At 68.3% G+C, this 13,064-nt stretch carries 12 protein-coding genes and 1 pseudogene; 3 read left to right on the top strand and 10 right to left on the bottom strand.

The features are described from left to right. Window positions 1–2: 2 nt before the first annotated feature. The 6 genes and pseudogenes from OG386_RS45925 to OG386_RS45900 all read right to left on the bottom strand — a co-directional run bounded on the left by OG386_RS45925 (window position 3) and on the right by OG386_RS45900 (window position 5,253). On the bottom strand, window positions 3–896 hold the full coding sequence (locus tag OG386_RS45925; protein ID WP_328786261.1) for an IS982 family transposase: 894 nt from the start codon (window positions 894–896) through the stop codon (window positions 3–5). A 50-nt stretch (window positions 897–946) separates the two neighbouring features. Then, window positions 947–1,393, bottom strand: a pseudogene (locus tag OG386_RS45920) (transposase); the annotation flags it as partial. A 137-nt stretch (window positions 1,394–1,530) separates the two neighbouring features. Next, window positions 1,531–2,151 (bottom strand): HEAT repeat domain-containing protein, encoded by a 621-nt coding sequence (locus tag OG386_RS45915; protein WP_328786262.1) that lies wholly within the window; start codon window positions 2,149–2,151, stop codon window positions 1,531–1,533. Window positions 2,152–2,175: 24 nt separating this feature from the next. Beyond that, a complete protein-coding gene (locus tag OG386_RS45910; protein WP_328786263.1) occupies window positions 2,176–3,801 on the bottom strand; it encodes a hypothetical protein in 1,626 nt (541 codons plus the stop codon). Window positions 3,802–3,805: 4 nt separating this feature from the next. Further along, entirely contained in the window at window positions 3,806–4,135 is a 330-nt protein-coding gene (locus tag OG386_RS45905; protein WP_328786264.1) for a helix-turn-helix domain-containing protein, read from the bottom strand. Continuing rightward, window positions 4,132–5,253, bottom strand: a complete 1,122-nt coding sequence (locus OG386_RS45900; protein ID WP_328786265.1) for a tyrosine-type recombinase/integrase — start codon at window positions 5,251–5,253, stop codon at window positions 4,132–4,134. The genes OG386_RS45905 and OG386_RS45900 overlap by 4 nt, the downstream gene beginning before the upstream one ends. A 324-nt stretch (window positions 5,254–5,577) precedes the next feature. On the opposite strand from OG386_RS45900, the gene OG386_RS45895 reads away from it, so the two are divergent. Further along, complete coding sequence (locus OG386_RS45895; RefSeq protein WP_328786266.1) at window positions 5,578–6,069, top strand: DUF6233 domain-containing protein; 492 nt, start codon at window positions 5,578–5,580, stop codon at window positions 6,067–6,069. Here the strand turns inward: OG386_RS45895 and OG386_RS45890 are convergent, their stop codons facing one another. Continuing rightward, window positions 6,070–6,357, bottom strand: coding sequence for a hypothetical protein (locus OG386_RS45890; protein ID WP_328786267.1), 288 nt, complete (start codon window positions 6,355–6,357; stop codon window positions 6,070–6,072). A 465-nt stretch (window positions 6,358–6,822) separates the two neighbouring features. Here OG386_RS45890 and OG386_RS45885 point away from each other — a divergent pair, with 465 nt between their 5' ends. Continuing rightward, window positions 6,823–7,125 carry a DNA/RNA non-specific endonuclease gene (locus tag OG386_RS45885; RefSeq protein ID WP_328793120.1) on the top strand — a complete coding sequence of 101 codons (303 nt, stop codon included), beginning with the start codon at window positions 6,823–6,825 and terminating at the stop codon, window positions 7,123–7,125. 144 nt (window positions 7,126–7,269) lie between these two features. Next, window positions 7,270–7,800, top strand: a complete 531-nt coding sequence (locus OG386_RS45880) for an SMI1/KNR4 family protein (protein WP_328786268.1) — start codon at window positions 7,270–7,272, stop codon at window positions 7,798–7,800. A gap of 419 nt (window positions 7,801–8,219) precedes the next feature. Here OG386_RS45880 and OG386_RS45875 read toward each other — a convergent pair whose 3' ends face one another. The 3 genes from OG386_RS45875 to OG386_RS45865 form a co-directional block, all read right to left on the bottom strand. Then, window positions 8,220–9,566, bottom strand: coding sequence for an IS630 family transposase (locus OG386_RS45875; protein WP_328786269.1), 1,347 nt, complete (start codon window positions 9,564–9,566; stop codon window positions 8,220–8,222). 45 nt (window positions 9,567–9,611) lie between these two features. Continuing rightward, the gene (gene ligA / locus OG386_RS45870; RefSeq protein ID WP_328793121.1) at window positions 9,612–11,663 is read right to left on the bottom strand and encodes an NAD-dependent DNA ligase LigA; all 2,052 of its coding nucleotides are present in this window, start codon (window positions 11,661–11,663) and stop codon (window positions 9,612–9,614) included. Window positions 11,664–12,102: 439 nt separating this feature from the next. Beyond that, entirely contained in the window at window positions 12,103–12,615 is a 513-nt protein-coding gene (locus OG386_RS45865) for a hypothetical protein (RefSeq protein ID WP_328786270.1), read from the bottom strand. Between the last annotated feature and the right edge of the window lie 449 nt (window positions 12,616–13,064).

The following is a 13,064-nucleotide window of genomic DNA, read 5'->3' as shown; positions in this document are numbered from 1 at the left end:
GGTCAGTGGTCGTAGGCGATCAGTGATCGTGCGACCGGTGTTTCGTTGGATCGGTTGTGCCAGATGGCTGCGGTGAGGGCGAGGATGCGTTGTCCGACGCGGGCCAGGACTCCAGCTGGGGTTCTGGCCCCGTGTCGTTCGAGGTCGAGCTGGCCTTTGAGGGTGTCGTTGACCGACTCGATGAGCTGCCGGATCGGCTTGAGGAGGTGCTCACCCGGCCGGGGCTTCTTGTTGCGGTAGCTGGGCCGCAGCAGGGTCAGGCCGTGGTCGGCCATGAAGGCGTCCAGGTGCTTGGAGACGTAGCCCTTGTCGCCGACGATCGTCTGCCCGGGATGGGTGGCCAGCAGGTCCTGGTCGCCTGTGAGCATGTCGGCCAGGACCTCGCGTTCGTCGGTTTTAGGGTTGGCCAGGGCCCAGGCGATTGGCAGGCCGCCGGGTGTGCAGAGCAGGTGCAGGCGCAGGCCCCAGAAGAACCGTGAGTGCGAGGGGCAGTAGGAGTAGGCGGCCAAGCCGGCGAGGTCGGATCGTTTGACGGTGGGCCGGGAGCGTGCACATTCGACGGGTGTGGAGTCCACGACCCATACGTCGTCGTGCCACAGGTCGGTGTCGCGGGCGAGGGTGCGGATGAAGCGGCTGAGCAGGGTGTTTGCGGCCCGTAAACGCTTGTTGTAGCCGGACTGTTCGGGCAGGTAGGGGAATTCGGCGGCTAGATGGGTGCGGGCGAACCGCAGCCAGCGTGCCTCAGAGACGAAGCCGAGCAGGGCCTGCATGACCGCGAGTGTCAACAGTTCGGCGTCCGTCAGCCTCGGCGGACGGCCTGTCCGCCGCGTTCCTGCCAGAGAGTCATCGATCCTCACGTACAGTGCAGTCGCGAGGGTCTCCAGGTTTGTCGTCACAAACGAACCAACGAGACCCTCGCTTCATGCGCCCGAAGACTTCGGACTTACTCGTCTAGGTGAGCGGAGATCTCCCCGTGGGTCAGGCCGCGGGCCGACAGCGAGAGCACCATCTCGTCGACGCCGGTCAGCCGGCGCTGTCGCTTCTTGACGATCTGCGGCTCGAACGAGCCCTCCCGGTCCCTCGGGACTTCGAGAACGACCGGGCCGACCTCGGTCACCACGGTCTTGGACCGGGTCCCGTTCCGGGTGTTGCCCGAGCCAGCCTTCTCATGCTTCTCGTGCCCGAGGTGGTCGGTGATCTCGCCTTCCAGGGCCGACTCGAGGATCCGCTTCGTCAACTGCTGCAGCAGACCACCCTGGCCCGTCAGCTTGATCCCGTCAGCCTTGGCCCGGTCCACCAGCTGACTGATCAGCTGGTCGTCCAGAACATCCGGTGCCAACCCGGACGGCTGCACCTCCGCCACGGCCTCCGCCGACACGGTCACGTCTGTCATCAGGTGTCACTTCCTGTTCGAAGATCCACCGTTGACCGTACAGACCCCTGAAGGGTTCTCGGTAGGAACCCAGGGGTCCGGCAGCTGATTCTGCGCGAGAAGGCCTGGGTTCACGACGAACCTGGGTGCGGGTCCGCCTACAGGGGTCGGTAGGCGCCGTAGTTCCCGGCAAGGGAGTTCGTGGCGGCTTCGGCGACATCGGATCGAGGGCTGGAGACGCATGAGGTGAGGAAGTGGTGGACTCGCTGCCCCGTCCAGCCGGCCGCGGCAACAGTGGGCCAGAAGTAGATCCCATCCTGTGGGGACCTAGCTTCGATGAAGTCGATGATGTCGGTCACGGTTTCCTGGTTGAGGCCAAGCCGGAGCATGGCCACGGCCTGCAACGCTCCGCCCACAAGAGTCTCGTTACCGGTATTCAGGCACCAGCGAATCGTCTCAGTGTGGGAGTGCTCCATGTAGCTCAGCCGGACGATGGCGTCGCCCCCGGCAGTGTGAACCGCATGGAGAGTTTCGCGCTGAAGGACGAGATCTCGCAGGTAGGGAAGGTCGGAGGGGGAGCCGCATGTACCGAGCGCCATCGTCATCTGGTACTGGGTTTCCCAGGTCCGTGAATCCCTCACCTCGTTCTTCAGGGCTTCTAGCAGGGCAGGGCCTGCATATGAGTCGCCCAGTTTCCGAAGTCGCTTCGCGGCTGAGCGGCGCTTGGCGGAACTGCGGTCTTGAAGCTGGCGGATCGCCTCAACGGTGTCGAGAGCCACGGTCTCTCCTACTGGATACGGACGTCACTGGACCCTATTCGGCTCCTCTGACAGTTCCGCCGAGGGTCTCGCCGGGTGAGACCAGAAGCAGCTGACGGGCCGAGTCGGCGTAACGCATCGCGGTCTTCTCGTCGAGGCCGAAGACCTCGGCAAGGTGGAGTGGGTCAGGGCCGTGAACCATGGCCTCTTCAAGCTGTCGGTCGACGCGGAGCCGCTCCAGGGTGGCGTCCTGTGTCCGCGCATCGGCGCGCTGATCCAGTGGTTGCTGGCCCGGCTGGTCGTGTTGGCGGTCTGGTTGTTGATCAGCAGGTGGAGGTTCGCGGTGCTGGGCCACCGGCAGCGCCGGTGGCCCAGCCAGTCCGTCAGGAGCTTCAGGGTGAGGTCGTCAAGAGGCCGGACGCGTCCGGCGATGGTCAGCCGGCGGTTGCCGAGGTCGACGTCGTCGAGCGTGAGGGTGGCGATCTGGGCGACCCGGGCGGCGTGGACCGCCGCGAGGGCGAGGACGAGCCGTGCCGCCGGGGTGGTGGCCGCCGCGACAGAGCTCTCGACCTGCTCCGGAAGGAGCGGTTGGAGCACGCTGTACTCGTTCTGCCCGACCTTGATGCGGCTGGTGGGGTCGCGGAAGACCAGCCCGTGCCGTTTGGCCCAGGTGAACAGCGAGCGCAGGGCGACGTGTTGGTCACGCCGCTGGTGACCGTGCAGTGTCTTGACGTAGGTGAGGACGTCGTCGCGGGTTACTTCCCGCAGGTGGTGATAGCGGTTCGACCACTCCAGCAGGGCAGGGCGGACCTGGTTGAGGGAGAGCCAGACCGTTCCTTCGCGTCGTGGGAGACTGCGGGGGCCGCCGTCGCGCAGGACGCGGGTCCAGCGCTCGGCTTCCGAGCGGATGCCGGGTGCGAGTCCTTCCAGGCGCCCGACGAGCCAGCGTTCGAAGGACGGTTCGCTGTCGTCCTCAAAGATCCCCATCTCCTCCAGGACCGTGACGACGTGGCCGACGGGCAGGTCCAAGGCCCGTAGCGGGGCGAAGATCTCCGTATGCCGGATCACGTCGCCTTCGACGTGGCCGGTGAGGACGACGGCCAGGCCCCGGTTGACGGCGAAGCGGATGTTGCGTCCCCAGCCGCGGGCCTCGGCGAATCGGTGGGCGAGGTACTTCGCCCAGGCCAGCCACGGGCTAGCCAGGTCGGCGTCTGCCGGATCGAGTCGGCCGAAGTCCCGAGGGATCTGCTCGAACAGCGGCGGCTGCCGCCAGCCGGCATCCGGGCGCCAGGCCGGCGCGGGAGGTGGTTTGCGCGGGGCTCCACGCCGTCCTCCCTTCCGCCGGGCCGGGGGCGTCGGTCTCCTGCGGTAGTGCATGCCGACGAAGAACAGCTGGTGATGTCGGACGACGGCGAGCCGGTCCCGCACGTCCGTCTCGTCGGTGGGATGGCCGATGACGGCCTTCGCGCTGAGGCGGGCCTGGCACCAGCACAAGCGGCAGTAGTCCCACTTCAGCGGCTGGACGCGACGGCAGCCGGTGCATTCCGCCGCGTCGTGTCCGCGGCCGAACATGTAGCAGGTGTGGCAGAGCCGTCCGCGGAAGTCGCCCCAGGCCAGGCAGCCAGGGCAGGAACTGGTGGGCTTGACGTAACCCTTCGGGAAGCGTGTCACCGGATCACTCCGGGGGCAGCGACCGGCCGTCCCGGCGCTTGGGGATCACCTTCGGCGCGGCGGTCCCCGAGCCGACAGCCGCCCGGACCGTCTCCTCCTGACCGGGGCGGTGCACCTTCTCCGGCTCGGGGATCAGGAGGTCGCCGATCTCGCAGCCGAGGACGACGCAGATGACGTCCAGGTCCTCCAGCTTCAGGGAGACCGGCTGGCCAGACCACAGCCCGGACATCTTCCCGGCCGAGATCACCAGGCCGTGCTCGGCGAGGCTCCGCTGGAGCTCGGAAGCTTTCCAGATCCCCTGGTTCGCGGCGGTCAGCCGCAGATTCCACTTCATTGCAGAAGTCCTTCCAGACGCTTCGCGGCCCGCTGCTGCCCGGCCACCCAGGCGTCCTCGACCCGGGTCTGCTGGACGTGGACGTATCGCATGGTCGTGGCGATCCAGGAATGTCCGAGGACTTCCTGGATCGCGATGAGGTCGAGTCCACCCAGGTAGAGCTCGGACGCGCAGAAGTGCCGCAGGACGTGCGGGGTGAGCTTGTCGCCCCAGCCCGGCAGGTGCGCCGTGGCCGCGGCCTTGAGCCCACCGCGCAGAGCATCGTCGCCGACCCGGCCCGAGGAGCCGTCAGCGCATCTGCGTTCGGAGGGGAACAGCGGGGCGCCGGGGCGGGTGTGGTCGTCGTCGAACTGGCCCCAGACGTCCTCGATGAACCAGCGGAGCGTGCGGTCAGCGCCGTTGATCAGGGGGACCATCCGCTCGCGCGGGCCCGAGCCCCGGGCGCCCTTGCCGTGGCGGACGTGGAGCTTGCCGAAGCGGCCCAGGTCCCACTTGATGTCCGCCAAATCGAGCTTGCACGCCTCGCTGACCCGCAGCCCGACCTGGGACATCAGTTTGGAGGCGGTGTAGTTCCGGGCGGTCGGGGCGAACTTCCGGCAGGTCGCCAGCTCGCCGCCCCACGCGGTGAACAGCGTCCTGACCTCCGGCCCGGACGGCGGAATCCGCAGTGCCGCGTCCTTCGACCCGCGCGGCCGGTTCATCTCGTCGATCGGGCACTCGATCACCCGACCGGTCATCCGGTGGATCTCGACCTTGTGCCGCAGCTCCAGGAACAGGAAGTACGTGGTCAGCGCCTGAGAGCGCCCCAGCCGGGTGCCGCTCGGCGATGCCCGCAGTACCTTCCCGAAGTACGCGTCGGCGTCGGGCGGCTCCATCTCCCACAGCGGTCGGCCGAACCAGGACCGCATCTGCTCCAGGTGCCCGACGTCCCCGCGGATCGTGCCGTCCGCCAGCCCGGCCGAGGCCCGCGCCAGCACGAACCCCGCCAGCACGTCGGTCTCGAACTGCTCCAGCTCCTCCGCCGTGGCCAGCGGCCGGACATCGCGCAGGTCCCGTACGACAGCCAGCGCCAACCCGAGCCCCCTCACCTTCACCCCGATCGTGAACCGATCAGGCATGGTGAGAACGCTTCAGGAATCCCGAAGTTACGTCAGCCCGCGAACCGCTGCCGGAGAGAAGACGAATCCCCTGGCCACGAGGTCGAGGACTCAGCGCGGCTCAGAGCAACCCACGGGATGTCGCACACCTCAACCAGACAAAGGAGCGACTCACCCGAACCGGCGATAGCACCACACCTGTTGCACCAACTACGGTGAGCAATCCGCGCGTCGAGCTGCACAAACGCTCCGTCCGCTGCCTCGTGCCACAGTCGTAGCCCCAGAGAACCCCCTTTGTACGGCTTGTCGAGAGGCCCGGCAGGAGCAGTTCACCCGCCCCTGACCGTGACCGAACCCTCCCCTTCGGCCGCGATCACGCTGGTCCTTCCCGACGGGCAGGCCATCGAGCGGGTACGGCTCTACGAACGCCAGCAACTCGACTCCGGCCTATGGATGTACCGCATCGGTGTTCCCCTGTGGCAGACGACCTCCGGGGGCGGCGTGGAGCCGGCCGAGTACGGCACCTGGGTCACCTCCGAGCAGCTGCGCCCGCTCCCTGGGGTCGACCTGGACGGCATCCCGGCTCACCCGCGTACCCGTACCGCGCCGGCCCGGTGGGCGTGGCTGCTCGACGGCCGCGCCCACGGCCGGCCCGCCACCGTCCACGCCGAAGGCTGCTCCGGCGCCACCGACCGCGCGCACCCGCTGGGCACCATGCAGGCACTCGACGCACTCGCGCGGCCCGGCACGACGGCGTGCACCGTGTGCGACGCGGCCGAGGCGCTGCTGCCGATCCTCGCGCATGGCCAGAACGACGCGCCCGCCCCCGGCGACTGATCACGGGTCAAACGGTCGGGATGCGGTGTAGTCGTGGCGTTGGTAACCGCGTCCGTCGCCATGCCAGTCCAGGAACAGCGCCGAATCGCCGAGCGCGGCCGCGCCAGCCCGGTGGCTGATGGTCGGCGTCCGGTAGATACCGGACCGCGCACCGCTGGACGTGCTGTCCTCCAGCCGCGCCTCAAGGCCAGGGAAGTCGCGCTCGTCCACCACGGGGTCGGTGCCTTCGCGGGATTGCTTGATCTGCACCCGTAGCTTGGCCCCGTCGAAGATCGTCGGGTCGTCCACGGGGTAGAAACTCGCCCCGTCCCAGCGCACTTCGGCGTACGCGTACACAGTGCCCCCGGACCGGGCCGCGCACGTCCGTACCGTCACCTTCCAGTTGTCCGGCCACGGCCCGTCAACGGCTGACAGTCCTGGCAGCCCCAGGGGCCTCGAACGGGCGTGCGGGGCAGGATGGCGCGATGGCACAGCAAATCTTGCCCCCGTGGAGTCCTGGGGCGTGCTGCGGGAGATCGCCCGGTACCTGCTGCTGACGTACTGGGGGTAGCAGGACCCGGAAGGAGGTGTGAACGGCAAGGGCGACGGTGGCCCCACCGCAAGCCCCGGCATGCGCTGGCGTGCACCTTTGCAACGGCTGCTGGCCAGGCTGATCACGGCGGTGGTACGGCGGGGAGCCGGGTTGGCGGTGACGTCCGGTGCGAGAGAGCGCTGGCGGACGAGGTGTAGGCCGATGCGCAGCGGCCTGCTGACCTGGCCGAACGTCGACGCTCGGGGGCGGAGAAGCAGGGGTACAACCGAGCCCACCTCCTTGCCGCGCAGCTCGGCGGATCCAACTGGGATCCGGCGAATTTCGTCACCATGCACGCCTACGCAAATTCCCCCGTCATGCGGAAAATCGAGAACCAAGTAAGGGCCGCAGTGGAAGCCGGGGAGACAATCCAGTACAGCGTCACCCCCCGATACAACGGGACCGATAAAATCCCCACCGGGGTATACATCGAGGCTTATGGATCGAACGGCTCACGTTCACCCAGCACTGGAGCACCGGAATAACTGAATCAGGCAACACCGCATTCATTCCCAATCAGCCGAAGGAATGACGAGAGTAGTCGAGTAGGTGCGACTCGCCGCCACCTGCCCGCCTACTATCATCCCGTCCGTCCGGACTCGCCAACCTTTAGAAACAGGACCCCCGCCGTGAACAACGCCCTTGCACGTCTTCTCGAAATCGCCCCGGCGCCGAGCCAGCCCCGCGACAAGGATTGGGGCGAGGTCGAACGCGCCCTCGCAGTCGAGCTCCCCGACGACTACAAGGAGCTCATCGGCGTTTACGGGGGAAGCTACTGGGACAACTACCTTTACGTCCTGGAGCCCGACTGCCCCAACAAGCACTACGACCTCCTCAAGTGGGCCAAATACCAGTTCGAAGACCTGCAAGACCTGTGGACGGTCGAGAAGAAGCCGGCGGAACTGGAGACCGAGGAATCCGTGCTCATCCCGTGGGCGACCACGGACAACGGGGAATGCCTGTACTGGCTCGTTCTTCCGGGCCTTGCGCCGAACGAATGGACCGTCATGGTGAACGAGGTGAGCGACCGATGGGAACATTACCCCGTATCGTGCACGCAATTCCTCGCGTCCGCCCTCACCGGAGAGCTGCAGTCGAACATTCTCTCGTCACTGTTCCCCCTGGCAACCCATGAATTCAGCCGCCTCGATGAAGTGTGATGATGCGACGCTCGGCCGACACGGGCACGCGCGGCCTGGCGGGACATCAACAAGTGGTTCAACCGGGACGTCTGGACGGCCGCCCTCAACGACACGGGATACGGCGTCACCCGAACCTGATACCCGTGCCCTCATGAGTCACGTGCCAGAGCGTCCGTCTGCCCTGCGAAGACTCGCCGGATGGGCCCCTTGTTCTCAGCCCCGCGAGCGACGCTGACGGTGGGCGCGGAGGGGCGGCGGTGCCCCGGTGAGGGATCAGGAGCGGCCTCCGGTGAGGAGAACCCGCCGGGCACCGCGGCGCGCTGCGCCGGCTGCTCCACGGCCGGGGCCGCGGGGATGAGGGCGGCCAAGGGCCCCGACAGGGCGGGCCGAGGGCTGGGGGCGGCGACGCCTAGTGTTCTGCGCCAGAAATCTCAGGGTTAAGTCTGCGCCTGGTTGCCCGGGTTGGATGGGGTGATCTTGGTGAGGTAGTCGGCAACGGACTTGAGAATCTCGTCGGCGGTCTTCGTCCAGGCAAAGGGTTTCGGGTTCTCGTTCCAATTCTCGATCCAGGCCCGGATGTCGTCTTCCAGTGCTTTCACCGAGGTGTGGACTCCGCGGCGGATGAGCTTGTCGGTCAGCAGACCGAACCACCGCTCGACCTGGTTGATCCAGGAGGAGCCTGTGGGGGTGAAGTGGACGTGGAAGCGGGGGTGTCTGGCCAGCCACGTCTTGATCTCAGAAGTGTTGTGAGTGGCGTAGTTGTCGCAGACCAGGTGCACGTCGAGCTCGCGGGGCACGGCTTTGTCTATGGTGACCAGGAACTTCTTGAACTCGATCGCGCGATGGCGGCGGTGGAGTTCGCTGATGACGGTTCCGTCGGCGACGTTGAACGCGGCGAAGAGGCTCGTGATGCCGTGCCGCAGGTAGTCGTGGGTGCGTCGCTCGGGCATGCCCGGCATCATCGGCAGCACCGGCTGTGAACGGTCCAGCGCCTGGATCTGGCTCTTCTCATCCACGCATAACACCACCGCCCGCTCAGGCGGGTTGTGATACAAGCCGACGACGTCGACGACCTTCGCCACGAACTGCGGGTCGGTGGACAGCTTGAAGGAATCCTGCAGATGCGGCTTGAGTTCGAACCGTTTCCAGATTCGGCCGACGGTCGACTTCGATAGCCCCGTCCGAGCTGCCATCGAGGCCCGCGACCAGTGAGTATCCTTCCCCGGCGTGGACTCCAGCGTCGCCACGATCACGTCTTCGACCTGGTCAAGGAGAATCGACGGCGGCCGGCCCGGACGGGGCTCATCGACCAGGCCTTCAAGACGATGGGCGATGAAACGACTGCACCAGCGGTCGACGGTCGAGGCATCCACACCGAGCTCGACCGCGGCCTGCCTGTTCGTCCCGCCCTCCGCGCAACGCAGCACGATCCTCGCCCGCAGAGCCAGAAACTGGGCGGTCTTCGCGCGCCGGGCCCATCGGACCAACTGGCCCCGTTCGTCCGCACTCAGAACCAGATCGGCCTTCGGCCGACCGATTCGGGCGGCATCCTCAAGTCCGGCCAACCCATCGGCGGCGAACTTCCCGCGCCACTTCCTCACCGTCGCTACGGTCACCCCGACCTCGACCGCCACCTGCGCGTTCGGCGCCCCGCCTGCACACGCCAGCACGATGCGCGCCCGCTCCGCGAACCGCGGCGCCACCACCCCACTCACCCAGCGGGACAACTCAGCGCGTTCCTCATCGGACAGGCGGACTTCAACGGCACTAGGACCCGGCGACATGACAACAGGCTACAGACTTAACCCTGAGATTTCTGGCGCAGAACACTAGGTGGTGGGGAGGAGGTCGGCGACGAGGACGGCGAACTCCTCGGGGTCGAGGATGCGGATGCCCAGTTCTTCGGCCTTGGTGCGCTTGGAGCCGGCCTTCTCGCCCGCCACCACGAGGGTGGTGCGCTTGGACACCGACGATGACGCCTTTCCGCCGGCCCGCTCGATCAGTTCGTTCATCTCGTTCCGGGACAGCACCGCGAGGGGGCCGGTCATGGAGCCGGTGACCACGACGGCCTGTCCGGCCAGCGGGCCGCCCGCCTGGTCCGCGCCGTCGTCGTTCGCGTCGGTTGCGGGCTTCTGCGGCTCGGCGACCTGGATGCCGACCTGCTGGGCCTGGAGCTTGTCGAGGAGCGGGGCGAGTTCGACGAGTTCGGCCGCGATGACGCGGGCCTTCTCGGTGCCGATGCCGTCGACCCCGGCCAGCGTGTCGGCGTCGGCGGCCCGGATCGCGGCCATCGAGCCGAAGTGCGCGGCGATCCGGCGGGACATCGTGCGCCCGGTGCCGCGGACCCCGAGGGCGCAGAACACGCGGCTCAAAGCGGCTCCGCGGGCGGTCTCGATCGCGGCCAGGAGGTTGGCGGCGCTGGTCTGACCCATCCGCTCCAGGCCGAGGAGCTGCTCTCGGGTCAGTGTGAACAGGTCGGCGATGTCCCTGACGAGACCGGCCTCCACCAGCTGGATCGCGCGCGTGCCGCCGAGACCTTCGATGTCGAGCTGGTCCCGGCCGGCGGCGTAGATGACCGAGGCCACGGCCTGGCAGCTCCGGCCGCGTACGCAACGCCACCGCTGCTCGGAGGTGTCGATCGCGTCGCCGCAGCGGGGGCATACCTCGGGGAAGACGATCGGGGTCTCGGCGCCGGTGCGCTGGTCGACCAGGGGTGCCTCGACGCGGGGGATCACGTCGCCGGCCCGGTACACGAACACCTGGTCGCCGATCATGAGCCCGCGGCGGGTGATGTCGGACGGGTTGTGGAGGGTGGCGTAGGTGACTGTCACCCCGTCGATGATCACGGGCTCCAGGACGGCGCGCGGGGCGATGATTCCGGTCCGGCCGACGTTCCACTCCACCGCCAGCAGGCGTGTCACCTTGTGTTCGGCCGCGAGTTTCCGGGCCACGGCCCACCTCGGGGCGCGCGAGCCGTTGCCGGCCTGGCGCTGGTCCTCGGCCGTGTCGGCCTTGACGACGACACCGTCGATCCCGAACGGCAGGTCTGCGCGCAGGCCGGCGATCACGTCGATACGTTCCTGCACCTGCTCCACGGTCTCGCATCGCATCGGGGCGGCGGCCGTGCTGGCCGCCGTGTTCGCGCCGAGTGCGGCCAGGTTCTCCAGCAGAGCGGCGTGGCCGAGGTCGTTCAGGCCGATCGCGCTGTAGGCGAAGAAGGTCAACTCGATGCGGTAGGGGCGGTCCTTGGCCCGCAGGGTGCCGGCCGCGCCGCTGCGCGGGTGCGCGAAGGGCGTGGCCTCGTGGGCGAGCCGGATTCGGTTGGCTTCCTCGAACTGCGCAGTTGTCAGCAGTACCTCGCCGCGCAGTTCGACGTCGATCGGCTCGGTGAGGACTGGTGGCAGGCCGAGGACGGCGTCGGCGGCGTGGGTGATGTCCTCGCCGGCCAGGCCGTCGCCGCGGGTGAGGACCTGAACGAGCCGGCCACCCCGGTAGCGGGCGACCACCGCGAGGCCGTCGAGCTTCGGCTCCACACACCACCCGGCCACGGGGTGCCCGAGACGCCGTTCCAGCCCCGCGGCCCACTCGGCGAGCTCGTCGGCGTCGAAGACGTTGTCGAGGGAGAGCATCGGCACCGAGTGCGGCACGTCGCCCTGCACCGCCCCGCCCGCCACCTTCCCGGTCGGCGAGTCGGCGAGCACCTCGTCCGGGTGGGTCGCCTCGTAGGCCGCGATGGCGCGCAGCAGCCCGTCGTACTCGTCGTCACCGAGCGGGGTGGTCCCGTCGCCGTAGTACGCGGCCGACGCCGCCACGGCAGCGTTCACGGCCTCCGTGTAGGCGGCAGGAGAGAGCAGGGCACTATTTTCGGTCATGAAGGTCATCATCGCGCCCCGCACTGACAACGCCGCCAGTGCGTCGGTTCAGTGGACACGGACGACCGTGGCCAGTGCGTGCCGCGTCGTCCCGCCCGCTGCTTCGACCACCAGGCAGGCGGCGGCCTGCTGGTACGGCCCCTGTCCACGGTGTGGGCCACCGCGCCACCGTCTGCCGCACGGCGGTACCGGGAGTGGGGTTTCAGCGGCGGTGGGGCGGTTGTCGCCCGGAGGGGAATATCGGTGACGGTCCACAGCGCCGAACTCCACCGCCGGGTCCTCGCCGCTGTCGCGCCCTACGCCGATCAGGTCGTGCTCGACACCCGGATCGCGGAGGAGAAACCCAGCGGGGCCGGCTCAGAGCATTCACCGAGGAGTGACCAGCCGGGCGAGAGGCCGCGAAATGGCTGACCGCCGGCCGGGGAGAGCAGGGGCCGTCTCGCCTGACTCAGCCCCGAGACCGCCGAGGACGGTTGGGTCGGTGCGGGCGACGCTGTCCCGGTACGGGATCAGGTGCAGCCTCAGGTGAGGAGAATCCACCCGGCACCGCGACGCGCTGCGCCGGCTGCTCCACGGAAGGGGCCGCGGGGGTGGGGCGAGCTGGCTTGCCCGTGGCCAGGATGGTGATGTGCGGGATGTGGCGGGCGCAGGCCTGGCAGACGTCTGCCAGGGTCCAGACCTGGCCGACGGCCGGGTTGTGGACAAGCACCAACAGGCTGGTGCCGGCACAGTGGACGGGGGTTTCGTGGAGGGCGCACTGCGCGTTGCCACAGCTGCAGGCGGCGTTGGGGCGGGCGCCGGCGAGGCGTCCGTGGGCTTTGATGTGCTCGGCGGCGAAGCGGCGCATGCTCGCGGCGTCCTTCGAGCGGGGCGGCATCCGGCACGCGGCGGTGCTGCAGGTGACGGACACGGTGTGATCGGGGTGGCCAGTGATGCGGACCGTCCAGGTCCGTCCCGGCACGCGTGCTCCTGGCATCAGGGTCAAGTCGGGTCCTGTCATCGCGCTGGTTGTGGCTGGGCTTCCTGCTGGCTCGTGAAGGAGCTGGGTGCGTGCCCCGTGTCGCGGAAGGCTCGCCAGCGGCGCGAGGTGCTTTGGGCCAGCGCGCCCGGGACGGCGACCACCTTGCCGAGAATAGGGACAGTAACCCGCATCCCACCTGGCGCGGAACATCATTTCGACAACAGGGTGTGGTGACCTCACAGCGGGTGGTGAGGAGGATCAGGGGTGGCGGCCGCCCCTGGCCCGCGGCTTGCAGTAGAGGTTCCGACCGCTCATGATCCGCATGTGCCGTTCCACGTCAGACTTCGCTCGGCCCCCATCCCTCCCCCGCCGTCACCGACACCTGGGACAACTCCGAGACCGCCGAGCGGAAGTTCAGGGGACTCATCGGCCGCTATGGCAGTCAGGCG

The sequence above is a fragment of the Streptomyces sp. NBC_00273 genome (assembly GCF_036178145.1).
GTDB lineage: Bacteria > Actinomycetota > Actinomycetes > Streptomycetales > Streptomycetaceae > Streptomyces.
The sequence above is the reverse complement of the archived record's forward strand: the minus strand, read 5'-3'. Positions and strand labels throughout refer to the sequence as shown.